This is a genomic window from Pseudonocardia sp. EC080619-01 (genome assembly GCF_001420995.1).
GTDB lineage: Bacteria > Actinomycetota > Actinomycetes > Mycobacteriales > Pseudonocardiaceae > Pseudonocardia.
This window is the reverse complement of the sequence record NZ_CP012184.1, coordinates 3,440,643-3,465,849: the sequence shown is the minus strand read 5'-3', so window position 1 is coordinate 3,465,849 and position 25,207 is coordinate 3,440,643. Positions and strand designations below refer to the sequence as shown.

At 76.1% G+C, this 25,207-nt stretch carries 16 protein-coding genes and 1 pseudogene; 3 read left to right on the top strand and 14 right to left on the bottom strand.

Going from position 1 to position 25,207, the window contains the following annotated elements:
- Nucleotides 1-115 precede the first annotated feature (115 nt).
- Complete coding sequence (locus AD017_RS16210; protein WP_060574743.1) at nt 116-538, top strand: PepSY domain-containing protein; 423 nt, start codon at nt 116-118, stop codon at nt 536-538.
- Nucleotides 539-660: 122 nt separating this feature from the next.
- Here AD017_RS16210 and AD017_RS16205 read toward each other — a convergent pair whose 3' ends face one another.
- From AD017_RS16205 to AD017_RS16190, 4 genes and pseudogenes are all read right to left on the bottom strand, one after another.
- Nucleotides 661-1,671 (bottom strand): DUF2399 domain-containing protein, encoded by a 1,011-nt coding sequence (locus AD017_RS16205; RefSeq protein ID WP_060574742.1) that lies wholly within the window; start codon nt 1,669-1,671, stop codon nt 661-663.
- The gene (locus tag AD017_RS16200) at nt 1,668-6,272 is read right to left on the bottom strand and encodes a hypothetical protein (protein WP_060574741.1); all 4,605 of its coding nucleotides are present in this window, start codon (nt 6,270-6,272) and stop codon (nt 1,668-1,670) included. Before AD017_RS16200 ends, AD017_RS16205 begins: the two co-directional genes overlap by 4 nt.
- 253 nt (nt 6,273-6,525) lie before the next feature.
- Nucleotides 6,526-7,269 (bottom strand): annotated as a pseudogene (locus tag AD017_RS16195) (hypothetical protein); the annotation flags it as partial.
- A complete protein-coding gene (locus AD017_RS16190; RefSeq protein WP_060574740.1) occupies nt 7,266-8,705 on the bottom strand; it encodes a hypothetical protein in 1,440 nt (479 codons plus the stop codon). The pseudogene AD017_RS16195 and the gene AD017_RS16190, both read right to left, overlap by 4 nt.
- Before the next feature lie 149 nt (nt 8,706-8,854).
- Between AD017_RS16190 and AD017_RS16185 the strand changes: the two genes are divergently transcribed.
- Complete coding sequence (locus AD017_RS16185) at nt 8,855-9,355, top strand: PepSY domain-containing protein (RefSeq protein ID WP_060574739.1); 501 nt, start codon at nt 8,855-8,857, stop codon at nt 9,353-9,355.
- A 25-nt stretch (nt 9,356-9,380) separates the two neighbouring features.
- On the opposite strand, the gene AD017_RS35355 is transcribed toward AD017_RS16185, so the two are convergent.
- The 7 genes from AD017_RS35355 to mftF form a co-directional block, all read right to left on the bottom strand.
- Nucleotides 9,381-9,572: a hypothetical protein gene (locus tag AD017_RS35355; protein WP_060574738.1), complete on the bottom strand. Its 192-nt coding sequence runs from the start codon at nt 9,570-9,572 to the stop codon at nt 9,381-9,383.
- Nucleotides 9,573-9,656: 84 nt separating this feature from the next.
- Nucleotides 9,657-10,646: a P1 family peptidase gene (locus tag AD017_RS16175; RefSeq protein WP_060574737.1), complete on the bottom strand. Its 990-nt coding sequence runs from the start codon at nt 10,644-10,646 to the stop codon at nt 9,657-9,659.
- A gap of 118 nt (nt 10,647-10,764) precedes the next feature.
- On the bottom strand, nt 10,765-11,484 hold the full coding sequence (locus AD017_RS16170; protein WP_060574736.1) for an SRPBCC family protein: 720 nt from the start codon (nt 11,482-11,484) through the stop codon (nt 10,765-10,767).
- Between the two features lie 92 nt (nt 11,485-11,576).
- A complete protein-coding gene (locus AD017_RS16165) occupies nt 11,577-12,428 on the bottom strand; it encodes a xanthine dehydrogenase family protein subunit M (RefSeq protein ID WP_010232657.1) in 852 nt (283 codons plus the stop codon).
- Nucleotides 12,425-14,908, bottom strand: coding sequence for a xanthine dehydrogenase family protein molybdopterin-binding subunit (locus tag AD017_RS16160; RefSeq protein ID WP_060574735.1), 2,484 nt, complete (start codon nt 14,906-14,908; stop codon nt 12,425-12,427). Before AD017_RS16160 ends, AD017_RS16165 begins: the two co-directional genes overlap by 4 nt.
- 1 nt (nt 14,909) lies before the next feature.
- Nucleotides 14,910-15,428 (bottom strand): (2Fe-2S)-binding protein, encoded by a 519-nt coding sequence (locus AD017_RS16155; RefSeq protein WP_010232655.1) that lies wholly within the window; start codon nt 15,426-15,428, stop codon nt 14,910-14,912.
- Between the two features lie 391 nt (nt 15,429-15,819).
- Nucleotides 15,820-17,349 carry a mycofactocin biosynthesis glycosyltransferase MftF gene (mftF, locus tag AD017_RS16150; protein ID WP_145982516.1) on the bottom strand — a complete coding sequence of 510 codons (1,530 nt, stop codon included), beginning with the start codon at nt 17,347-17,349 and terminating at the stop codon, nt 15,820-15,822.
- An 80-nt stretch (nt 17,350-17,429) separates the two neighbouring features.
- Here mftF and AD017_RS16145 point away from each other — a divergent pair, with 80 nt between their 5' ends.
- The gene (locus tag AD017_RS16145) at nt 17,430-18,557 is read left to right on the top strand and encodes an alkaline phosphatase family protein (RefSeq protein ID WP_010223831.1); all 1,128 of its coding nucleotides are present in this window, start codon (nt 17,430-17,432) and stop codon (nt 18,555-18,557) included.
- Nucleotides 18,558-18,566: 9 nt separating this feature from the next.
- Here AD017_RS16145 and mftE read toward each other — a convergent pair whose 3' ends face one another.
- The 3 genes from mftE to AD017_RS36370 are packed head-to-tail and all read right to left on the bottom strand — an operon-like array spanning nt 18,567 to nt 25,200.
- The gene (gene mftE / locus AD017_RS16140) at nt 18,567-19,286 is read right to left on the bottom strand and encodes a mycofactocin biosynthesis peptidyl-dipeptidase MftE (RefSeq protein ID WP_060574734.1); all 720 of its coding nucleotides are present in this window, start codon (nt 19,284-19,286) and stop codon (nt 18,567-18,569) included.
- Between the two features lie 17 nt (nt 19,287-19,303).
- Entirely contained in the window at nt 19,304-20,821 is a 1,518-nt protein-coding gene (locus tag AD017_RS16135) for an MFS transporter (protein ID WP_060574733.1), read from the bottom strand.
- 29 nt (nt 20,822-20,850) lie between these two features.
- On the bottom strand, nt 20,851-25,200 hold the full coding sequence (locus AD017_RS36370; RefSeq protein ID WP_227012762.1) for a mycofactocin system FadH/OYE family oxidoreductase 2: 4,350 nt from the start codon (nt 25,198-25,200) through the stop codon (nt 20,851-20,853).
- Nucleotides 25,201-25,207 lie beyond the last annotated feature (7 nt).

The window sequence follows — 25,207 nt, the reverse complement described above, 5'->3', positions numbered from 1 at the left end:
TTGAGGTCGCCTTAGGACTCGCACAGCGCGGCCTTGTCCTCCGCGGCGGCATCGTTCTCCCTGTCACCGGGACACACCGGTCGACCAGCGGACACGACACGGAGGACGATCAGAGATGCGTACCAGGACCACCGTTGCAGCCCTCGCCGCCGGCCTGTTCCTCGTCGGCGGAGGGACCGCGCTGGCCCTCGCCCCGGGGGACGCCGCGATCGCCCCCGTCGCCCTGTCCTCGGTCACCGGGGCCCCGCCCGCGGGCGCCGCGGCACCGGCCGTCGACCGCGCCGCCGCCGAGCGCATCGCCCTGGAGCGGGCCGGTGGCGGGCAGGTGACCGAGGTCGAGTTCGACCGGGCCGACGACGACCGCGACGACGCCGACGACCGGGACGACCGGGACGACCGGGACCACTGGGAGATCGAGGTCCGCAACGGCGGCACGGAGCACGACATCGACGTCGACGCCGCCACCGGGGAGATCCTCGACCACGACGTCGACGGCGACGACTCCACCGACGACCGCGACGACCGCGACGACGACTGATCGGTCCGTCCCCTTCCCCGTCCCCGGTTCGCACGGGATCCCTCTCCTCGCACGGGGTCCGATCCCGTGTGAAGAGAGCGAACCCGTGCGAACTCGGGTCCGGGCGGGGCGGGGCGGGGTGGTCAGGTCGGGGGGAGGCCGGTGCGCCAGTCCCGGCCTGCGGACAGGACACGGTGCCCGACCGCCTCCTGGGCCAGCCTCATCCCGGACGCGAACAGCTCCCGGACCGGGCCGCGCAGACCGGGATCGAGCCAGTCCACGTCGGAGTGGTCGATCCGCGCGGACGGTGCGGGCACCCCGTGTTCCAGCAGCGCCCGGTACAGCCCGGTCGCCGGACGCACCTCCGGCAGCCCCTCCGCCACGGCGAGCTCGGAGGCCCGGCGCGGGATCCGCAGGCCGGCGGCGTCGAGATCACCGAAGTACCGGATCGCCGCGGGCGGGTCGTCGCGCAGACGCAGCACCGACGCCGTGAACGCGTTCCCCGCCCCCCACGCGACACCGGCGACCGGGCCGGGATCGTCACGCAGGGCCCGGACCAGCGAGTCCGCGGTGTCGGCGTTCTCGACCACCAGCAGCACCGTGCCCCCGGCGGGCAGCGACTCGACATGCAGCGGCGGGACCACCCGCCGGGCGCGCAGCGTCGCCAGGTCGAGCCGGCCGGGCAGCCTCCCGTCGAACGCCTTCTCGTCACCGGTGATCTCCAGCGCGCGTTCGCGGAGCGGGACCTCCACCGCCCGGGTCCCACCGGCGAAGAGCCAGTCGCTGACCCGGCGCAGCACCGGCGGCGGGTGCGGGAGGTCCGCGGCCCAGGCGAGCTCGGCGTGCCACGGGACGCCGCGCCCGCCCGGTCCCGCGGCCACCGGGCCCACTGCGCCGGGCCGGAGCAGCTTCACCGACTTCGGCAGCGGCGGGACGCCGTCGTCGGTCTCCCGGGTCGGGACCAGCACACCGGCGGCCGCCAGCTCGTCGAGTGCCGCAGCCAGGCCACGACGCGCCCCCGCGGTCCCCACCGACGACGGGTCGGCCTCGAGGTGGGCGCGCTGGACCGCGGCCCGTGCGAGCCGGGTCCGTCCGGTGGCCCGCAGCAGCTCCGCCAGCCGCACCGCGACGGGACCGGCCTCGGGACCGGTCACTCCTGAACCGGGCCGGTGACGTCGCCCGTGCCGGGCCGGTCGCCCGCTCCCGGGGACCCGGCGGGACCCGCCGCGTCGACGCCGTCCGGGCCGGCTCCGCTGCCGGTCCGCGGCCCGGCGTCCTCACCCGGCTCGGGGCCCGTGGCCGGGACCGTCTCCGTACCCGGATCGGTGGGCGCGTCGGCGCGCCGGTAGACGCGGGCCGCGCTGATCCGGCCGCCGCCCTCGTCGCCGTCCGGCACCGACCGCGTCACCCGCTCGTCGACCGAGAGGTACTTCCGGCCCGCGCGCAGGTCGGCGTCGTTGCGGAGCCGGATGAGCAGCGGGAACCCGGACAGGGCGCCCGCGTCGAACAGGCCTGTGGTGTAGACGAGCTGCACCCCCAGCGCCTGCGCGACACCGAACTGCAGCTCCAGCAGGTATCCCGCCGACGCCCGTCCGATCGGGTTGTCCAGGAACAGCACCCCGGCGTGCGCACGACGCCCGTGCCCGCGCTGGTGCGCCCGGAGCGCGGCCATCGTGCAGTACAGGACGATCGCGGCCGTCAGCTGCTGCCCGCCGGAGAAGACGTCCTTGATCGCGGAGACCCGCAGCCGCTCGGTGCGGAGCACGGCGTCCGGCTTGAGCATCTCCACCCGGACGCCCTTCGGCATCGCCGCCCGCACCCCGCGCAGCAGCATCGACATGCCGTCGCGCCGGTCGCGGGCCGGGCGGCCCGACTTGGCCGCGGCCGCCTCCGCCGTCCGGTCGACGACGATCCCCAGCTCGTGCCGCAGCGCGGTGTCGGGGAGCTCCTCGAACCGGATCCGCAGGAACTGCTGGCCGGACCAGTCACCGAGGCCGTCCGGGAGCTGCGAGACCTTCTGCGCGAGCCGCACCATCCGCAGCGCCTCGCCGACCATCCCGGACAGCCGCGTCACGATGCCGGAGCGGTGCCGCTCGATGTTGCCGAGATCGTCGTCGAGCGAGCGCAGCCGCGGGCGCAGCGCGTCGATCCACTCCCGGGCCAGACCGGGCATCTCGGCGCGGTCCACCCCGCCGATGTGGCGGTGCACCGGCGACGACAGCGTCGCGAACCGCGGGTCCTGGGCGAAGCGGGCGACGGCGTCGACGCCCTCGCGCACCCGGCGGTCGGCGCGGCCGCGCTCGGCGACCGCGTCGCGCACCCGGGCCTGGTGCCGTTTCAGGGTGGCGACGGCCTCGTCGACGTCGCCCTCGAACGGGAGCCCGCCCGCCTCCGGCGTCTCCTCCAGGCCCTCGACGATCCGGGCGAACCCGCGGGACGCGTCCTCGGCGTCGCGGTGGGTCTCCTCGGCGGCCTGCCGGGCCCGCCGGGTCCGCTCCAGCTCGGTGCCGGCCGCGTCGAGCTCCGCCGACGCCCGGGCCACCAGCTCGCGGCCGTGCTCGACGTCGCGGGGCGGCTCGTACGGGTCGATCGGGCGCTCGCCTGCGGGCTGCGAGGCCAGCTCGCGGCGGAGCACCTCGACCTCGGTGTTGGCCTTCTGCCTGCGCTCCTCGGCCTGCTCGTAGGCCTCCCGGGCCTGCTCGGCGGCGGCCCGGCGGCTCGCCGCGTCGGCGCCGTCGGGGGTGTGCAGGAACGCCGTCGCGGCCTCCACCACCGAGCGCGGCAGCCCGTCGACGGTGACCCGCTTCGACGCGGCGTCGGCCTCGGCCCGCTCCAGCGACCCGCGCAGGTCGGTGTCGACGGCGGCCGAGGCGTAGGCGTCGCGGGCGCGCTGGAAGACGTCCCGCAGCTCGGCCAGCGAGGTGTCCGGCGCACCGGCCGGGTCGGGGGCCTCCTCCAGCGGCAGGCCGGCGGCCTCGTCCCGCGCGTTCGCCGCGATGCTCTTCTGCCGGTCCCGGGTCTGCTGCGCGGCCGCAGCCTCGCGTCCGGCCCGGGTCGCGCTCTCGCCCGCGGTCTCCGCCTCGTCGCGCAGCCGGGCCGCGTCCGCGGTCCCGGTCCGGCGGCGTTCCTCCACACCGGGCCGCCGGGCGAGCTCGTCACGGAGCGCGGCGAGCGCCTCGGCACGGCGACGGGCGTCGGCCGCGGTGCGCTCCAGGCCGGGCCGGTCGGTGGTGAGCCGGTCGGCGCGCTCGTCCAGCGCGGCCACCTCGGCGACGGTCTCCTGGTAGGCGCGGACGGCCTCGTCGCGCTCCCGTTCGGCGCCGGCCGCCGCGTCGGTCAGCTCGTCGACGGTGGGACGGCGGTCCCGCAGCGCCGCGAACCGGTCCCGCAGCCGGCGGTCCGAGTCGAGCGTCTCCTCGAGCGCGGCGATCCGCGCGGACCGGTCGGTGGTCTCGGCGACCAGCCGGAGCCGGACCTCCTCGGCGGCGTCCTCGTCGTGCAGCGCCGGGTTCGGCGGGACGACGAGCTCGATCCCCGGTGCCGCGTCCGTCGCGGCGTCCACCGCGGCGGTGGAGCCCACCGCGACGAGCGACGCCGGGAGCAGCCGGGCCTCGTCGAGCTCGGTGCGGGCGCGCGCGGCGTCGGCGGCGTCGTTGAGGAGGATCCCGCCGGCCAGGTGCGGCAGCCGCTCCAGCACGGTCGCGCGGTCCGCGGCCGGGAGCGTCGCGATGTACCGGCGACCGGACCAGGCGGTGATGCCGGCCTTCTCCAGCACCTCCAGCACGGACTCGATCTCCTGCGGGTCCGGGAGCAGCCCACCGTCGCCGAGGGCGTGCAGTGCGCGCTCGTCCCGGCGCTGGTCGCCGAGCAGCGAGGTCCGCTCGCGCTCCGCGCCCCGGACGGCGGCGGTGATCGTCTCGACGACGAGGCCGGCATCCGCGGCGGCCCGGACCGTCTCGACACCGAGCAGCTCGGCCGGGCGGGGCTCGCCCGCCAGGTCGTCGCTCTCGGCTGCGGCGCCGGCCCGCGCGGTCTCCGCCGACGCCGCGGCGGCCCGGGCGGTGGCCGCGGCGTCCTGGGCGGCGGTGCGGCGCGCCTCGGCGGCCCGGCGCTCGTCGCGGATCCCGGAGGCGGCGGTGTCGGCGTCGGCCAGCGCCGTCGCGGTCGCAGCGGCGTCCCGCTCCGCGGCGGGGGCCTCGTGCTCGACGTCGTCGGGCCCGGACCCGGCCTTCAGGTGACCGGCCTTCACGGCGGCGGCGACCCGCCGGTCCAGGTCGGCGAGGGACTCCTCGGCCTGCGAGACCGCGCTCTCGGCGCGTGCGGCGTCGGCCGCGCGGGCGACCTGCTCGGAGCGGGCCTCGGTGGCCCGGTCGTCGGCGGCCGACCGGGTCTCCTCCGCTGCCTCCGCCGCGGCGTCGGCCTCACCGGCGGTCCGCAGCAGCGCGGCGGACAGCTCGCGGGCGGCGTCCTGGCGGGCCTGCAGGGCCGGACGGGCCTTCTGCTCCTCCTCGTCGACGCGGCTGCGCAGCCGCGCGGCCTCGGCCGCGGCGACGCGGTGGGCGAGCACCGGCTCGACCGCGTCGCGGGCCGACGACACGGACGCGGCCTCGTCACGCTCCCGCGTCGCCGTCGCGGCGGTCTCCTCCGCGGCCCGCACCGCGAGCTCCGCGGTCAGCCGGCGCAGCTCGCCGACGGTGTCCTGCAACCGTTCCGACGAGGCCGCGGCCTCCTGCTCGGCCGCGACGGCCTCCGTGACGGTGGTCCGGGTCGTCTCCGCGCGGGTCGACTCCGCGACCCGCCGGGCGGCGATGCCCTCGGCCGTCGTGCGCAGCGCAGCGCGGGCCGTGTCCTCCGCCGACCGCGCGGCCGCCGCCGTCTCCTCGGCCTCCACCATCGGCTCCAGCCGGGACAGCGTGCCGTCGACGAACTCGCGCTCCGATTCCAGCTCCTCCCGCTGCGCCAGCCGGTCGGCGTAGCCGGCGACGAGCTCGGCGACGTTCTGCGGTTCCTCCGGGTCCAGCACCGCACGGAGCAGGAAGTCGACGAACGCCTCGTCGCTGGAGAACGAGAACGCCTCCGCGGCCTCGCCCTCGCCGGCGTTCATCGCCCGCTGGTAGCGGAACAGCTCGGGGTCCAGCCCGATCTCGACGAGGTGCCGGGTCCAGTCCCGGTGCCCGGTCTCCCAGGCCAGCTCGATGCCGGGATGGTCGCGGTGGGCGGCGTGCAGCCGCTCCCGGAACGACGCGAGGGTGATCCGCTTCCGGTCGTGGGTGAAGGGCAGGTCGTCGAGACCGAACCCGGGCGCGGGACGGAACGCGTACCAGGCGTCGGCCAGCTTCTCCGGGTCCGACGACGCCACGTGCCCGCGCCACTCCGACGCCTTGCCGGTGACCAGCAGCGCGCCGGTCCCGACGTGCATCCACTCGCAGACGACGTGCGCGACGTCCTCGGCGAGCACGAAGTTCTCCAGGACCGTCGTGCTCGTCGTGCCCACGACCTGGCGGCGCCCCGGCAGCAGCACCGAGAAGATCAGCTTGAGCAGGACGGACTTGCCGCCGCCGTTCTCCAGGAACAGCACCGACGCCGGCGACGGCCGCCGCGGGGTCGTGCGGTCGAGCGCGTCCGGCGCGAACAGGTCCTCCTGCACCGCCACCTTCACCGGGCGCCCGACGCCGCGCAGGTCGAGCGAGACGTCCTGGTAGCGGGCGGCGGTGGGGCCGACCGAGAAGAGACGGACGCGGGTCAGCTCATACATGGCGCTCCTCCGGCCGGTCCGCCGGCTCGTCCCCGGAACCCGTGTCCGGCGGGCCGGACGCCGGGGCACCGCCCGCATCGCCTTCTGCGGAATCGCTTCCCCAGGCAGCGATGTCGCCGGAACCGGCACCCGACGGGCCCGACACCGCAGCGCCACCCGCCTCACCCTCCACGGAATCGCTTCCCCAGGCAGCGGTCTCCGAGGAGGTGCCCCCGGCGCCCGGCCCGTCGACCACACCGTTCCCGGCCGGCTCCGCCACCAGCGTCCCCGCCGCGGCACCGGCCGGGAGCACCCCGAGCGACAGCAGCTCGTCGAACGCGCGCTGCGCGGCCAGCTCACGGACCTGCACCTGGTAGCGCGGCGTCGTCCGGAAGGCGCCCTCGGCACCGACCGGCACCAGGAAGCCCTGGTCGGCGAGGAACCGGAGCGCCTTCCCGACGATCCCGCGGGTGGTGGACTCGCCGGCCCGGCCGTCCTTCGTCGCCGTCGCCTCGGGACGGCGCAGCCACACCCGCCAGACCTCCTCGAGCTGCGGCGCGTCCGACTCGGGGTCGGCCGGGCCCGCGGCCCGCTCGTTCAGCGCCCGGCACGCCTCGCGGACGGCGCCGTCGACCAGCTCCACCGAGACGCGGCCGACGTACGAGTCGTCGCCGAGGTCGTCGGGACGCGGGAACGCCAGCGCGGCGACGGCGAGGTGCGCGATGCCGTGCAGCACCTTGTCCGCCTGCCGGTTCGCCAGCGCGGTGCGGCGCGCGTACTCGTCCATCCGGATCTCGAAGACCGAGCCCTCGGTCGCGGCGAGGACGATGCCCGGCGCAGCGTCGACGGTCAGCACGACCAGCCCCAGCCCGGACGCGACCCGCTGCACGGTGGTGCGGAAGTCGTCGTCCTCGCGGTAGCGGCGGACCAGGTCGGCATAGTCGGGGTCGCGGCCGGGCAGCGCCTTGGGCCGCATCCCGAACGCGACGAGCCGGGCGGCCGTCTCGACGTCGCTCATCGCTTCTCCCCCTCGACGCCGGCCACGGCCAGCAGCAGGTCCGCGCCGCCGAACTCCGGGTCGTCCAGCACGGTCCCGTCGTCGACCGCGATCAGCACGGACGGGTCGCCCTGGGTGCGGGCGGTGCCGATCGCCGTGCCCAGCGCGTGCACGGCGCGCAGCGCGACGAGCTGCGGCAGGTCGGGCCCCGCGGCGCGGGCCCTGGCCAGCGCCTCGGACAGCCGCACCGGGTGCTCGGCCTCCTGCGGCAGGACGGCGTCGGTGCCGGCCCAGGTGTCCACGCCGAACCGTTCCCGCGGCTGCGGCGCGAGCTCCGGCGCGGGGACCTCGGAACCGAACGGGTCGCGGTCGGTCGGCGGCGTCAGCAACGTCTCGACCAGCCCGCCGAGGCTCGGCACCGACGGGTTCCGCACCCCGGTGCCCGCGGTGAACCACGCGGTCGCCGGATCGTGCGCGGCGCCGACGGTGAGCCCCAGCGACGGGCGCAGCAGCTGCCCGAACACGTCGACCGAGGCCCGCTTCGGTTTCCCGGAGAACTGCTGGCGGTCCTGCTCGGCCCGGAAGGCGGCGCCCGCCTCCTGCAGCCTCGCCTGCAGCTGGGTGTGGCGCTGGATGCAGTCGTCCACGACGGCGACGAGCTCCGCGGCCTGGCGCCGCCGCTCCGGCTCGGCCGCCTCGTCGCGGGCGTCGGCGATGTTCGCCTTGATCACCGTCTCGGCGCGGTACCGGGCCTCGATGTGGGTCAGTGCCTCGTTCAGCAGCTGCGGGACGGCGTCCAGCCAGTCCACCGAGCGTACGTCGCGGCGGGTGGCCTCGAGCTTGCGCCGCAGCGACTCCGCGTACTGCACGGTGCGGTAGCGGGCCTGCTCCGCGGCGAGGCGCGCGTCGCCGAGCCTGCCCCGGACGATCAGCGTCTCCAGCTTGGTCTCGGCCGCCTCCTGGGCGGACTCCACGTCGGTGTCCAGCGCCCCGACCAGCACGTTGATCGCCTCGTCGGACGCGCGCAGGTACACCCCGCCGTCCGGCGCGGCGACCTCGACGAGCAGCTTGAAGTCGAACCTGCGGCGCACGTAGCGGCCGTCGGCGTCGGTGGCGCCGTACTCCACGGCGAACCCGCGGTCGATGCTGCCGACGTTGACCAGGTTGTCGATCACCCACTGCGCGACCCTGGCGTGCTCGGACCGCGGCGCGTCCGGCACCTGGGCGGCGACGAACGGCAGCAGCCGCCGCACGACCTCCGGGTGGTCGGCGCCGTGGTCGAAGTCCATGGCCAGCGTGACCTGGTCGATCGCCTGCAGCCCGATCTCCGCCATCTGGTAGCCGACGGCGTCCCACTCGAGGCGGCCCTTGCGGGCGTCGAGGTCGTGCAGCGGCGCCGTGCAGGCCAGGGCCTTCAGCCGGCGCGCCACTCCCTCGTCCGGGCTGATGGTCGACACCCGGACGACTGTAGTTCGGACCCGCAGATCCCTAACGACGCCTTAGGGATCGCACAGCGCGCTCTTGGTGCGCCGGTCGGCAGAGTTCTCACCAGTCACCGGGGCACACCGCCCCGGACCAGCGAGAACGTCCCGGAGGAAGATCCACGATGCGTACCCCGCTCACCGTCGCCGCCGTCGCCGCCACCGGTCTGCTGCTCGTCGGCGGGGGCACCGCCCTCGCGCTCGGGCACGGCGGACCCACCGAGCTCACCGCGCAGCCGGTCGCCGCGGTCGCCCCGGCGTCGTCCGGTGGTCCCGCCCCGACGACGGGTGTCGTCCCGCCCGAGCTCCCCGTCCCCGCCGCGGAGCGGGCCCCGGCCGGCGCCGCCGTCGACCGTGCGGCCGCGGAGCGCATCGCCCTCGACGCCGCCGGGGCGGGCCGGGTCACCGACGTCGAGTTCGACCGCGCCGACGACGACCGCGACGACGACCGCGACGACCGCGACGACCGGCACGACGACCGCGACCACTGGGAGATCGAGATCCGGGACGGCGGCACCGAGCACGACGTCGACGTCGACGCCGCGACCGGCGCCGTCCTCGACCACGACGTCGACCGCGACGACCGCCACGACGACGACCGGCACGACGACCGGGACGACGACTGATCCGGCACGTGGCCGGGGCGGACCGTCAGGACGCCCCGGCGGTCCGGTCGGCGGCGGCCAGCGCGGTCGCCCGCAGCATCACCCGGTCCTCCGGTGCCGCGACGACGTCGAGCAGCTCGGCGAGCGTGTGGCACAGCGTGATGTGGCCGCTGACGGTCGACACCGTCCAGCCGTGGTCGAACGCCCGCACGTGCACCCCGCGGACGACGTCGTTCACCGCCCACCAGCCGGATCTCGTCCGGGTCGGGCGCCGGCTCCGGGCGGGCCGGGCGCGGCCGGCCCAGCCAGGGGTTGGGCTCGCTCATCCGGCCACCAGCGACGAGTACGACGGCCGGTCCGGTGCCGCCTCCGCCGCGAGCAGGGCGTGCACGACGGCCCGCGCCGTGACGTCGGCCGCCGCGGCCTGCAGCTCGAAGGTCCCGGCCACGTCGGGTGCCGGGCCGGTGCCGGTCGCCAGGCCGAACGCGCAGTCGCCGTCCCGGAGGGTGTGCACGGGATGGATGGAGCGGGCGAGGCCGTCGTGCGCCATCGTCGCGAGCCGGGTGCAGCCCGGCTTGTCCAGTGCGGCGTCGGTCGCGAGCACCACCAGCGTGGTCGCCGTGCCGAGCGGGTTGACGTGCCCCTCGTACAGCTCGGCGACACGGTCCGCGGGGGCCGGGGCCCCGGGGAACTCGCCGGGCAGCCCGTAGCGGGCACCGAACGGGACGCCGGTCGCCGGGTCCACCGCCGTCCCCGCCGAGTTCAGCACCACCAGCGCGGCGACGGTCGCGCCGGAGCCGAGGACCGCGGACGCCGTGCCGATCCCGCCGCGCAGGCCACCCGCCACGGCCCCCGTCCCGGCACCGACCGAGCCCTGCCCGACCGGGCCGTCGTGGGCGGCGTCGTAGGCGGCCGCGCCGGTCTCCGCGGTCGGCCGGGCGGCCGGGTCACCACCGCGTCCGAGGTCGAAGACCACCGCCGCCGGGACGATCGGGACCACCGCGCCCGGCACCGGGAAGCCCTCGCCGTCGCGTTCCAGGCGGGCCATCACACCGGACGCCGCGTCGAGGCCGAACGCGCTCCCACCGGACAACGTGATCGCGTGCACCCGCTGCACGGTGGCGGTCGGCAGCAGCAGGTCGGTCTCGCGCGTCCCGGGCGCGGCCCCGCGGACGTCCGCCCCGGCCACCGCCCCGCCGGGCGGCGCGAGCACCACGGTGCTGCCGCTCCGGGCGCCCGGCCCGGTCAGGGCGGCGTGCCCGACCCGCAGCCCGGTCACGTCGGTCAGTCCGTTGCCCGTTCCCGCGCGCACCGCACCATCCTCCCCGGACGCCCGGCCCCGCGCAGCCGCACACCCGGGTACCGACGCAGCGCGGGCCGGTCCCCGTGGGGGAACCGGCCCGCGTGCGTCGTCGGAGGCGTGCGAGGACTCAGTCCTCCGAGCCGCCGCTACGGGCCCGCCGGACGATCAGGAAGATCAGCGCGAGCAGGCCGAGCCCGCCCAGCACCGGCGCGAGCCGCTTGAGCACCGGGGCGCCTGCCGAGTCGAGCAGGTCGATGGCCTCGACCGGGTTGCTCTGCGGGCGGGCCACGGGCGCCGGCGAGGCCGCCTTCGCCTGCTCACCCGGGCCCGGCGGGACGGCCGGGATCGGGCCGGTCTCGTCGGCCGCGTGCTTCGGCCCCGCGCCGTTCGACGACGCGCCGCCGCCGGTCAGCTTGTCCGCCACGCACGACGAGAACTGACCGATGATCTTGTCGGCGACGTCGGAGATGACCCCGCGGCCGAACTGCGCCGGCCGGCCGGTGACGGTCATGTCGGTGACCATCGTGACCGAGGTCTTGTCCGGGCCGTCGGCGACCATCGTCCCGGTCACGATCGCCTTCGCGGTGCCGTTGCCGCGGGCGTCGCGGCCGGACGCGTCGATGACGACCTTGTGGTTGGCGTCGTCGCGCTCGACGTAGGTGCCCTTGCCCTTGTAGGTCAACGAGATCGGGCCGAGCTTGACCTTCACCGTGCCCTGGAACGAGTCACCCTCGTACTCGGTGAGGGTGGCCCCCGGGAAGCACGGCGCGATGAGCTCCGGGTCGTTGAGCGCCTTCCAGGCGTCCTCGATCGGCGCCGCGATCGTGAACTTGTTCTCCAGCTGCATCTTCTCTCACTGCCTCCAGTCAGGCGGGAAACGACAGGGGCGCCCGTCCGGGAGGTCCCGGACAGGCGCCCCTTCCCGAGCTTCGTCGGTCCTCAGCCGGCGGCGGCCAGCACGGCCCGCCCGGTGAGCACCTTCGCCAGGTGCTCACGGTAGTCGGCCGCGGCGTCCGCGTCACTCGGAGCGGAGGTGCCCTCGGTGGCGTGTCCGGCTGCCGCCTTCGCGACGTCCGGACCTGCCGCCTGCCCCACCAGCGCCCGCTCGACACCGGTCGCCCGGATCGGGACGTTGCCCATGTTCGTCAGGCCCACCCGGGCCTCCGAGATGGTGCCGCCGTCCACCTTGAGCGCGACGGCGACGGCCACCATCGACCACGCCTGCGCGACCCGGTTGAACTTCTCGTAGTGCGTCTTCCAGCCGGTGTACTTCGGGAACCGGATCATGGTGAGGATCTCGCCCTCGCCGATCGCGGTGGTGAAGTAGTCCTGGAAGAACTCCGTGGCAGGCACCAGCCGGGTCCCGCCCTGCCCGAGGATGACGAACTCGGCGTCCAGGGCGAGCGCCGCGGCACCCAGGTCACCCGCCGGGTCGGCGTGCGCGAGCGCGCCGCCCAGCGTGCCGCGGTGCCGGACCTGCGGGTCCGCGACCGTCTCGGTGGCCTGCGAGATCAGCTCGACGTGCTTCTTGACCAGGTCGTTGCGCATGACCTCGTGGTGCGTGGCCATCGCGCCGACCATGACGTACTGGTCGTCCTCGCCGATCCGCTTGAGCTCGGGGATCCCGCCGAGGTCGACGACCGTGGACGGCGCCGCCATCCGCAGCCGCAGGACCGGCAGCAGGCTCTGCCCGCCGGCCAGGATCTTGGCGTCCTCGCCGGCCTGCTGCAGCGCGGTCACGGCCTCCTCGACGGAGCCGGGCCGGACGTAGTCGAACTTCGCCGGGATCACTGGACCTCTCCCTTGGGGTTGTTCGGGTCGATCGAACCCAGGCCGGCACCCGGCGAGTGGGTGTCGCTCGGGGTCTCCTGGGCCGCGTGGCCCTTCGCGACCTGCAGCGCGCGCCAGACCCGCTGCGACGTCGTCGGCATCTCGATCTCGTCCACACCGAGGTGCCGGATCGCGTCGAGCACGCCGTTGACGATCGCCGGGGTGGAGGCGATGGTGCCCGCCTCCCCGACGCCCTTCACACCGAGCGGGTTGGTGGTCGACGGGGTCGACACCGTCTCGGTGGTGAAGCTCGGCAGGTCCGCCGCCGACGGCAGCGTGTAGTCGACGAACGTGGCGTTCACCAGGGTGCCCTGGTCGTCGTAGTTCGCCTCCTCGAACAGCGCCTGCGCGATGCCCTGGGCGAGGCCGCCGTGCACCTGGCCCTCGACGATCAGCGGGTTGATGACGTTCCCGATGTCGTCGACGCAGACGTACTTGCGCAGGGTGACCCGGCCGGTGTCGGTGTCGACCTCCATGGCGCACAGGTGCGTGCCGTGCGGGAAGGAGAAGTTCTCCGGGTCGAACACGGCGTCCGAGTCCAGCGACGGCTCCATGCCCTCCGGGTAGTCGTGCGCCATGAAGGTGGCGAACGCGATCTCCTGGATGGCCTTGCCCTTGTCGGTGCCCTTGACCGTGAACTGGCCGTTCGCGAACTCGAGGTCGTCCTCGGACGCCTCGAGCAGGTGCGCGGCGATCTTCCGGGCCTTCTCGATGACCTTGTCGGCCGCGTTGACGATCGCGACACCGCCGACGACCAGCGAGCGCGAGCCGTAGGTGTCGAGGCCCTTCGGCGCGACCTGGGTGTCCCCGTGCAGGATCTCGACGTCGTCGAACCCGACGCCCAGCTTGTCCGCGACGATCTGGGAGAACGCCGTCTCGTGGCCCTGGCCGTGGGCGGAGGCACCGGTGGTGACCTCGACCTTGCCGGTGGCCAGCATCCGGATGCTCGCGGCCTCCCAGCCGCCGGCGCCGTAGTCCAGCGAGCCGAGCACGCGCGACGGCGCGAGGCCGCACATCTCGGTGAAGGTCGAGATGCCGATGCCCAGCTGCACCGGGTCGCCCGACTTGCGCCGCTCCTCCTGCTCACGGCGCAGACCGGCGTAGTCGAACAGCGCCATCGCGCGCTGCGTGGCCTGCTCGTAGTTGCCGGTGTCGTAGGTCAGGCCCACGACGGTGTCGAACGGGAACTCCTCGTGCTTGATCCAGTTCTGCTCGCGGAGCTCCATCGGGTCCCGGCCGAGCTCGACGGCGAGCTCGTCCATCATCCGCTCGATGCCGAAGGTGGCCTCCGGACGGCCGGCGCCGCGGTAGGCGTCGGTGAGCGTCTTGTTGGTGAAGACGTTGGAGCAGGTGAAGCGCAGCGCCGGGATCTTGTAGATCGCGTTGAACATGAACGCGCCGAGGATCGGCACACCGGGCCCGACCAGGCCCAGGTAGGCGCCCATGTCGGCGTAGAGGTGGACGTCGAAGCCGGTGATGGTGCCGTCCTTCTTGGCGGTCATCACCAGGTCCTGGATCTGGTCCCGGGCGTGGTGCGCGGTGAGCATGCACTCGCTGCGGGTCTCGGTCCACTTGACCGGCTTGTTCAGCTTCTGCGCGAGCAGCACGCAGAGCATCTCCTCGGGCAGCACACCGATCTTGCCGCCGAAACCGCCGCCGACGTCCGGGGCGATCACGCGCAGCTTCGACTCGGGGACCCCGAGGGTCACCGTGGTCATGGTGCGGAGGATGTGCGGTACCTGGGTCGCGGCCCAGATGGTCAGCTGCTCGCCGGTCGGGTCCACGACGCAGGAGCGGGGCTCCATGAACGCCGGGATGAGCCGCTGCTGGCGGAACCGGCGGCGGACGACGATCTGGTCGTCGTCGGCCTCGGCGGTCGTGATCGCATCGGTGACGCTCGCACCGGTGCCGACCTCGCCGGAGTCGAAGACCCAGGTGGCGGAGACGTTGGTGCCGAGGTCCGGGTGCACCAGCTCCGCGCCGTCCTGGGCGGCGGCCTCCATGTCGAGGACCGGGTCGAGCGGCTCGTAGTCGATCTCGACGAGCTCGGCGGCGTCCCGCGCCGCGGCGGCCGACCGTGCGACGACGACGGCCACGCCCTCACCCGAGAAGTTGACCCGCCCGACGGCGAGCACGGGACGCTGCGGGGCCTTCTGGTCCGGGGTGATCGGCCATGCGCAGGGCATGCCGACCTCCTCGGCACCCAGGTCGGCCGCGGTGTAGACGCCGAAGACGCCCGGGGCCTTCTCGGCCTCGGACTTGTCGATGGAGGTGATCGTGGCGCGCGCGATCGTCGAGCGGACGACGGCGATGTGCACGGTCCCCGGCGGGGTGATCGAGTCGGTATAGCGGGACCGGCCGGTGATCAGGCGCTGGTCCTCCTTGCGGACCCGGGCCCTGCCGATCTCGCCGGTGGTGGTGGGTTCGGCGGTCGGCGTCAACTCAGTTCCCTCCCGCGACCGGGGCGGCGCTCTGGCCGGCCGGCTGCGCGGCGCCCGGCTTCATGGTCTGCGCCGCGCTCTGCACCGCCCGCACGATGTTCTGGTAGCCCGTGCAGCGGCAGAGGTTGCCCTCGATGCCCTCACGGACCTCGTCCTCGGACGGGTCGGGGTTGTCCCCGAGCAGGTCCACCGCGGCCATGATCATTCCCGGCGTGCAGTAGCCGCACTGCAGGCCGTGGCACTCGCGGAACGCCTCCTGCACCGGGTGCAGGTTCCCGTCCCGGGCGAGGCCCTCGATGGTGGTGACCTCGCTGCCGTCGGCCTGGACGGCGAGGACCGAACAGGACTTCACGCTCTGCCCGTTCAGATGGACGGTGCAGGCACCACAGTTGCTGGTGTCGCAGCCGATCAGCGTCCCCGTCTTGCCCAGCGTCTCCCTCAGGTACTGCGCGAGCAACATGCGGGGCTCGACGTCGTCGGCGTAGTTCACGCCGTCGACGGTGACCCGGACCTCTGTCATGAACTCTCACTCCTCGTACGCGACCCGCACTGGGCCGCGCGGGGTCTACCGGGGACTTCGTTCGAGGTGCGCCGCTGCGGTCGCGACCGACGGTGGCGCGCCTGGCTGCCGACACCGTGTCGTGTGGCAGCGCCCACATCACACTCCCGATCTTCCTGGGTGGCAAGAAGAACGGAGCGGGCCCGACGGCCGGCCGTGCGGCGTGTCGGGGGCGTGACCGGGGCCACTCGGAGCCGCTGTCCGCAACCGCGGGGTGGATCATCGGAACGGACCGCAGACACGGATCCGTGACACAACACAAATCACTCGTTCAGACCAACCCGGACGGAGTGGTCCGGTCTTGACGAGTCAGGTCAGCCTAACCTAGGTCACCGCCCCGGAAGCCGGGGCCTCATCGGCGGGAGCCGGGGCCCGCCGGGCGCAGCGGAGCGGTGGTCCGCCTGCGCCACGCGCCCCACCAGAGACCGGCCCCGTAGGCCAGGTCGTCGAGCCGGTGTGCGACCAGGTGCAGGGCGAACGGCACCCGCACGCGCGGGTCGCGGTCACGGTGCGTCCACCAGTCCGCGACGCCCTCCGCCAGTGCCGCCACCGCCACGGCCCGGCGGGCGCGCGCCGAGAACGGCAGCGCGAGCGCGGCGACCGGCCAGAAGTGCCGGGTCAGCGCCGACGCCGTCTGCGCCAGCGCGGCCCACAGCCCGAGCCCGGTGAGCCGGGCGGCGCTGCGCCGCGGAAGGTCCAGCCGGGTCAGCTTCCGGGACAGCCGCTCGGTGGCCAGCACCGTCACGACGCCCGCGACGGCCGTCGCCCCGCGACGCTGGGCGAGCAGCAGCAGGCACACCGCGGCCGTCCAGGGCGAGAGCACCACCGGCGGGACCGCGCCCGGGTGCCGCTGCGCCAGCGGGGCCGCGCCGGTGCCGTAGAAGGCCTTGCGGCGCAGCCACTCCCCCGGACGCGTGCGGTGGTCGTGGGCGACCCGTGACTGCGGTTCGAAGCGCATCGCCCAGCCCGCGCGGTGCAGCCGCAGCACCAGGTCGACGTCCTCGGCGACGTGCATGTCCGGATCGAACGCCCCACCGGCACCCGCGACCGCCTCGGCCCGCACGAGCATCGCCGCGCTCGGCACGTAGGCGACCCGCGAGCGGGGCACGACCAGCGCCGGGTCCGGCCCCAGGTCCAGCGACGACCGGACGGCCTCGTAGCGCCCGACCGTCCCGCGCAGGCCGGAGCCGCGCTCGGGGTCGAGCGCGACGATCCGCGGGGCGACGAGCCCGACCGCGGGATCGGCCAGGTGCGCGAGCAGCGGTTCCAGCCAGCCCGGCTCGGGGACGACGTCGGAGTCGACGAACACGACGAACGGGGTGCGGGCCGCCGCGAGGCCGGCGTTGCGGGCGGCGGCGGGGCCCTGCGGCGTGGCGTGCCGGACGACCCGCCCGCCCGCGGCCTCGACGTCGCGCCGCAGCGGACCGGGCTCCGTCGACCCGTCGTCGACGACGACCAGCCCGCCGGGTGCCCCCGGACCTGCACCGACCGGACCGAGCGCGGCGAGCAACCGGTCCAGCGGCCGGTCCTTCACGGGGACGACGACGGTCACCGCGGCCGCCGTGTGCCCCCCGGACGCCGGGCCGGCCCCGGCGACGGGGTGGGCGAGACCCGCGTCGAGCAGGGTCCGGGCGAGCGCCCGGTGCGTCGGCGAGGCGACCTCCAGGATCCCGCCCGGCGGGGGCAGCAGCTCCCGGGCCCGCGCCGACAGGTGCACCAGCCGGGGCGGGGCGCCGCCGAGCAGCGCCGCGCCGCCGTCGATCCGCCGGGTCCGCCGGTCGAGCAGCACCCGGAACCCGTCCGGGAGACGCCGGTCCGCGGGCCCGCCTCCCTCGGCGGGGGCACCGGGGGGCGTGGTCTCGGAGCGGGCGGCGGTGGTCACCGGCCGAGCGTTCCATCCCCGCCGCCACCGAGTCGATACTCCCCGGACCGTCGTCCCGTCCGGGCGGCACACTCGTCGTCATGCCGGATCTCCTGCCCCGCTACGGCACCGCGACGCTGGCCGACGTCCTCCCCGCCCTGCTGCACGCGATCGGCTCGCCGCTCGACGAACGGCCGCCGGCGTTCGCGCTGCCACCCGCACGGGCAGCCGTCCTGCTGCTGGTCGACGGGCTGGGCCACGAGCTGCTCCGCGCGCACGCCGCCGACGCCCCGGTCCTCGCCGGCCTCGCCGACGCGGGACCCTTGACCGTGGGGTTCCCGTCGACCACCCCGATCAGCCTCACCTCGCTCGGGACCGGCCTGCCCCCGGGCGCGCACGGGACGCTGGGGCTGTCGTTCCGGGTCGGCGGCGAGCTGCTCGACGCGCTGGGCTGGTCGGTCGCCCGGAAGGACCGCCGCGACGACCTCGTCCCCGAGCGGGTGCAGCCGGAGCCGACCGCGCTGGAGCGGGCCGCGGCGGCGGGCGTCGCGGTGCGGACGGTGTCGCCACGGGCGTTCCGCACGTCCGGGCTGACCCGGTCCGGGCTGCGCGGCGGGGAGTACCGCGGGGTGGCGGCGCTGGGCGACCTCGCCGCGGAGATCGTGGACGGCGCGGCCGGGCCGGGCCCGCGGCTGGTCTACGGCTACCACGCCGATCTCGACGCCCTCGGGCACGTGTACGGCCCGGGCACCCCGGCCTGGCGCTGGCAGCTGCGCCAGATCGACGCGCTGCTCGGGATGCTGGTCGAGGCATTGCCCGCCGGGACGCTGCTGGCCGTCACCGGCGACCACGGGATGGTCACCGTGGACCGGCTCGTCGACGCCGACGAGCGGCCCGAGCTGCGGTCGGGCGTCGCCCTGCTCGGGGGTGATCCTCGGGCCCGGCACGTCTACACCGAGCCGGGCGCTGCCGGCGACGTGCTGGCCGCCTGGCGGGCGGTCCTCGGCGAGGACGCGTGGGTGGCGTCCCGGGACGAGGCGGTCGCCGAGGGCTGGTTCGGCCCGGTCGGCGAGCGGGTGCGGGACCGGATCGGGGACGTCGTCGTGGCGCTGCGCGGGACGGCCGCGGTGGTGCGCTCGGAGGCCGAGCCGTACCTGTCGTCGTTCCCCGGACAGCACGGGTCCTTCACCGCGGACGAGCAGCTGGTCCCGCTGCTCGTGCACTCCTGACCGCGGGGCCTACCGGGCGGGGACGCGCAGGCGCCCGGTCTCCGGGTCCGGGTCCCAGGCGTCGATCGCGGCCGACGCCGCGTCGACGATCGCGGTGAGCACCCGCCCGCCCTCGGCGGCCGACGCGCCCGACGGGTCGCCCAGCACCCCGTTCGGGCTGACCGCGGCCACGCCGCCCGCGCGCAGCTCGCCGATCACCTCGCGCAGCGGCCGGGTGTCCCCGGCGGCCGCGTGCTCCCGGCGGACCAGCGCGGGATCGACGTGCTCCAGCAGCGACGTCTCGTACCGGCCGGCGTGCGCGTCGAGCGGGACCCCCGGGACGGGCGCGGAGCACGGCAGCCAGGCCGCGTCGCGGCCCTCGTACCGCAGGAGCGTGACGGCCGACCGCAGCGCCGCGACGTTCCCGCCGTGCCCGTTGACCAGCACCAGCCGCGACGCCCACCGGCAGGCCGAGCGGCCGTACTCGACCAGCACGGTGCGCAGCGCCTCCTCCCCGATCGACACCGTGCCGGGGAACCCCTCGTGCTCACCGGCCGCCCCGTAGGCCAGTGCGGGGGCGAGCACGAGCTCCGGGTCGGCGTCGTGCAGCACGGCCGCGAGTACCGACGCGAAGAGCGTGTCGGTACCCAGGGGGAGGTGCGGCCCGTGCTGCTCGACCGACCCCACCGGGACGACGACGGTGGGCGCCCGGCCGGTCAGCTCGGTCCAGGTCAGGTCGGCGAGCAGCATGGTGACAGCGTCCCCCGTCAGCGTCCGGCCCCGCGCAGCGCGGTCAGTGCCAGCACGACGACACTGGCCAGCAGTCCCGCACCGACCAGTCCGACGGCGCCGACACCGGTGGTGAACGCCGTGCGCGCGGCGGCGAGCAGGGCCTCCCCGGCCGCGGGCGGCAGGTCCGCGGCGGCCGTCACCGCCCCGGCCATGCCCTCCCCGGCCCGCTCCGCCACGTCCGCCGGCAGCCCGCCGGGGAGCACCAGGCGTCCGGTGTAGACGGCGGTGAGCACGCTGCCCGTCACCGCGACGCCCAGCGCCACCCCGAGCTCGCCCGCGGTCTCCGAGATCGACGCCGCCGACCCGGCCCGTGCGCTCGGCACCGACCCGATCACCAGGTCGGTGGCGATCACCCCGATCGGGCTCAGGCCGAGCACCGTCCCGGTGACGGACGCGACGAGCGCGACCGGGCCGGCGCCCGCACCGGCCAGCCCGACGACCAGCGAGCCAGCGGCGGCGATCCCGGCCGAGGCCGCCACGACCGGGGAGACCCCGAAGCGACGGGTCAGCGCCGGGGTCAGCAGCGACCCGGCCACCGTGGCGAGCGCCAGCGGCAGCATCCACACGCCGGCGACCAGCGGGGAGGCCCCCGCCACCAGCTGCAGGTACTGCGGGAGCACGAAGAACAACCCGTTGACCGCGAGCAGCGAGACCAGCAGCACCGACACCGCCGCGGTGAAGGCCGGCCGGGTGAACAGCGCGACGTCGAGCAGCGGGTCGGCCAGCCGGCGCTGGCGGCGGACGAACACCGTCCCCGCCGTCGTGCCGGCGACGGCCGCGACGAGCACGGTCGCACTCGGCCCGTAGGCCGCGAGGTTCTTGACCGCGAGGACGAGCGGCAACATCGCCGCGAGCGAGAGCGCGACGCTGACGGCGTCGATCCGGCCGTCCCCGGAGCCGCGCTCCTCCGGCAGCAGGCGCGGCCCCAGCACGAGCAGCAGCAGCATGGCGGGCACGCCGACCAGGAACACCGACCCCCACCAGAACGCCTCGACCAGGGCGCCGCCGACCAGCGGCCCGAGTGCGGCGCCGACGGAGAACGTCGTCATCCACACCGCGACCGCGAACCGGCGCTGGACCGGGTCGGGGAACATCGTCGAGATCAGCCCGAGGGTGGACGGCATCAGGGTCGCCCCGGCGACGCCCAGCAGGGCCCGCGCGGCGATCAGCAGCTCCGCGGTCGGGGCGAACGCGGCCAGCACGGAGGCGACGGCGAAGGCGGCGCCGCCGATCAGCAGCAGCCTGCGGCGGCCGATCCGGTCGCCGAGCGTGCCCATCGTGATGAGGAACCCGGCGATCAGGAAGCCGTAGATGTCGAGGATCCACAGCTGCTGGGTGGCCGAGGGCTGCAGGTCCGCGGTCAGGGCGGGCGCGGCGAGGTAGAGGACGCTGACGTCGAGCGCCAGCACGAGGAGGGGCAGGGCGAGGACGGCGAGGCCGACCCACTCCCGTGGCCCGGCGCGGTCGGGGGTCGTCCGTGGATCGGTCTGCATGGCGACGACGCTAGGAACTGGACCTGACTTCAGGTCAAGACCGCGTCTCCCTCCCGGATCGCGGCGTCCATCCGCCGCGGGGCCAGGGCGTCACCGATGCGGTACACCGGCACGGGCCCGCCGGTGAGCGCCGTCCACAGGGTCCCACACGGCACCGACGACGACGCCGTGACGACGGCCGCGACCTCCCGCTGCTCGGTCCGGCCGGTCGGGTGGTGCAGCAGCTCGACGGCCACGCCCCCGCCGGCGCCGGAGACGCCGAGCACCGCACGGTCGGTGCTGCAGCGGATCCCGGCGGTGTGCGCGCGGCGGCGGAACCCCTCGCGGTCGAGGGTGAGCCCGAGGTCCTGGCCGACGACCAGCGCGGCGGTGACGATCTCGACGTCGTGCCCGCGGGCCGCCAGCAGCTCGGCGGTCGAGGTGGCGTGGTGGAAGCCCAGCTCGTCGACGACGAGGACCGGGCCGCCGGGCAGCCGGGCCCCGGCGAGGACGTCGTCGACCGGGACGGTCAGCCGCTCCGGGTCCCAGGCCGGGACGGACGGCCGGGAGCCGGTCGCGAGGACGACGGCGTCCGGGCCCCGGTCGGCGACGAACCCGGCGTCCACGGTGGTCCCGAACCGGATCCCGGCCCCGGCGTCCCGGGCCGCCCGGAGCAGGTCGGTGACGACGTGGCCCAGCTCGCCGCGGCCGGGGGCGGTCGCGGCGAGGGCCAGCCGGCCGCCGGGGGCGTCGGTGCGCTCGGCCAGCAGGACACGGTGGCCCCGCCCGGCCAGCGCACCCGCGGCGGAGAGACCGGCCGGGCCCGCCCCGACGACGAGCACCCGCGCCGGGTCCCCCGCCCTCCTCGCGCGCCGCGGGCGCACCCCCTCGCGTCCGGCCGCGGGATTCACCGCGCACCCGAGGGGCAGGTTGAGCCCGACCCGGCCGATGCAGTCCTGGTTGCACCCGACGCAGCGGCGGACCGGGCGTCCGGCCAGTGCCTTCGCGGCGAAGTCCGGGTCGGCGATCTGCCCGCGGGCGACGCCGACGAGGTCGCACTCGCCGCGCTCCACCGCGTCCGCGGCCTGGGCGGGGGTGGTGAACCGGCCGACGCCGACGACCGGGACGTCCGACCCCGCCTCGCGGACGGCGCGGCGCAGCGTCGCGGCGAGGTGCCCGGCGTACCCGGACGGTGTGTGCATCGACGGCTCGATCAGGTGCAGCGTCGAGGTCGCGACGCCGACCGAGGTGGTGAGGTGGTCGACCGCGCCGGTCGCGACGAGCCGCCGGGCGAGGTCGGCGCCGTCGCCGGGGGAGATCCCGCCGGGGACGCGCTCGTCGGCGCCGATCCGCAGGCCCAGCACCGGGTCCGGGCCGATCGCCGCACGGACGGCGGCGACGACGTCGAGCACGATCCGTGCCCGGCGGGCACGGTCGCCGCCCCACGCGTCGGTCCGCCGGTTCGTCGCCGGGGACAGGAACAGGCGCAGCAGTGAGGCGTGCGAGCACTGGATCTCGACGCCGTCGAACCCGCCGGCGACGCAGCGGGCCGCGACGTCGGCGAACCCGGCGACGATCCCGGCGATCCCCGCGGCGTCGAGCTCCCGGGGCACCTCGCGGAACATCGGGTCGGGCAGCGCCGACGGGCCGACGACGGCCTCCCGCGAGTACATCCCCGAGCCCTGCGCGCCGTTGTGGTTGAGCTGGGCGAGCACGACCGCGCCGTGCGCCTTCACGGCGTCGGTGATCCGCCGGTAGCCGGGGAGGACCGACGGGTCGTGCCCCCGGATCAGGCGCTCGTAGGGCCGGTCGTCCGGGAGGACGGCGTGCTCCTCGGTGATCACCAGTCCGGCGCCGCCCGCGGCCCGGGCCGCGTAGTAGGCGGCGTGCCGGGCGGACGGCAGCCCGTCCTCGGCGAAACCGGTGAGGTGGGCGGTGAAGACGATCCGGTTCCGCAGCTCGCGCCGCCCGAGCCGCAACGGCACACCGAGCCCCCCGGAACCCCGCTCACCTCCCCCGCCCCGCCCGGCCGGACGCCCGTCGATCAGCACGTCCCGGCCATCGCGGGGGCCGGGACGTGCGTCCCGATCCCGTGCGAACGCGACGCGGCGGCCCTCCCGGACCGCCTCCGTCAGGGTGCGGGGGGCGACCCGGTCGCCGGCGGTCGCGCGGCCGGGGGCGTCCGGGACGGTGCGGTCCGGCAGCCGCGCCCCGCAGTCGACGACGGCCGCGCACGGCACCGCGGTGACCGCGCCGGTGTGCACGTCGACCAGCTCGGCGACGCCGTCGCGGACGGCACGGAGCTCGGTGAACAGGGCCCGGGTCACGCCGGCCCGCTCCAGCCGCGCGTTCGCCGGGGCCATGTCCCCGCAACGCCCGAGCTGGTGCCCCGCGACGGCGTCCGGCGTGGACAGGGTGACGGGGTGGCCCGCTGCGGAGAGCAGCTCCGCGATCCCGGGCCCGGTCCAGTCCCCGAGCGGGTCGCGCACCAGGACCGGCGCGTCCCGCGGGACCGGCAGGACGGCACCGGAGGCGAGATCGGCGGCGGCGGCGACCGGGACGTCGGAGCCGAACTCCGGCGGCGCCGCGCGGGAGCCGGTGGCCAGCACCACGGCGGCGCCGCGCGCCTCGGCCGCGCGGACGGCGTCGTCGTCGACATCGGACCGGAGCTCGACCCGGACACCGAGCCGGTCCAGCTCGTCCGACCACCACGCGACCGGCAGCGCCAGCCGCTCCCGCCCGGGCAGCGCGGCGGCGGCGTGCAGGAGGCCACCGAGCCGGTCCGAGCGTTCGTGCAGCGTCACGGGGTGCCCGCGCAGCGCGAGGGTCCGCGCCGCCTCGAGCCCGGCCGGCCCGCCCCCGACGACGAGCACCCGCCGCGCGGGCTCGCTCTCCGGCCCCGGAGCCGGGCTGTTCCCGCCCGGCCCGCCGGCCGTCCCCGGGCCGCCCGCGGTCGTCCCGGTCGCGGGGGGCGTCCCGGTCGCCGGGATCGCCGGGGTCATCGCGGTCGCGGGGGTCGTCGCAGTCGCCGGGGGCCCGGCTCGGCCGGTGCGGGGGTCCGGCTCGGTGCGTTCGTGGCCGGACCGGGGTTCCAGCTCGTCGCCGACCACCGGGTTGCGCGGGTCCCGCGCTGCGGCGAGCGCGTTCGTGAGCAGGCACGGCCGGATCCGCTCCGGCGTCCCCGCGCGGGCCAGTGCGACGAGCCCGGGATCGGCGATCTGCGCTCTCGTCATCTCGACGAGATCGGCGTCACCGCAGGTCAGAACGTCCTCGGCGAGCTCCGTCGACGCGACGCTCCCGGCCAGCACGACCGGCACCACCCCCTCCACAGCTCTGCGCACCCGGGCGCACCGGTCCCGCAGGAACGCCTCGGGGGTGTGCAGGTCCGGCCGCGTCGCACCGGGCGACAGCCCGCTGCCGGCGACCGGGACGAGCAGGTCCACCGCCGGTGCGACGGCACGGGCGAGCGCGACGCCGTCGTCCGGGGTGATCCCCGCCCACGGGGCGAGCTCGTCGACGCACAGCCGCAGCGCCAGCAGCGGTCCGGGCCCCATCGCGTCGCGGACCGCGGCGAGCACCTCCCGCAGCAGCAGCGACCGGTCGGAGCCGTACCGGTCGGTGCGGTGGTCGGTGAGCCCGGAGCAGAACTGGCGGAGCAGCGAGTGCTGCCCGGCGGAGATCTCCACACCGTCCACACCACTGTCCACAGCGGCCCGTGCGGCGTCGGCGAACCCGCGGACGACCGCGTCGATCTCCGGGGTGTCCATCGCGACCGGGGTCTCCCGGGACACGACGTCCGGGACCGCGGACGGCGCCCACAGCGGGCGCCCGGAGTGCGCGGAGGTGCCCTGCCCACCGGCGTGGGCGAGTCCGGCGAGCACCAGCGCCCCGTACGGCCGGCACGCCGCGACGACCGCGGCCCACCCGGGCCCGGCCGGCACAGCGTCCGGTCCCGCGTGAACCGGATCGTGACTCGGCGCTACCGGGCCCGGGCCTCGCCGCGCCGCTACGGGGCCCGGCACCGCCTCCGGGACGGGCACCGGACCGTCCGTGCCCGGATCACCCTCGCCGAGAAGCAGCTCGGTGTCGGCGTAGAGCCCGCCGACGACGCTGATCTGCATCTCGGCGGGATCCGGCCCGGACGAGGACGAGAACGGGGACCCCGACGCGGGACCCGGCGCAGGGCGCGGTCGGGCCCCGGGCACCGGATCGGCCGGGACCGGGGCCGGGAACGCCGCGGGCGCGTAGGCGTAGGGATGGTCCGAGGCGTGCACCGACGCCGGCTCGACCACGATCAGCCCGGCGCCCCCGGCGGCCCGGGCCGCGTAGTAGGCGACGTGGTCGTCGGTGATCTCCCGGGCGGTGTTGCCGAGGTTCGTCTCGTGCGGCCCGAACAGCACACGCGAC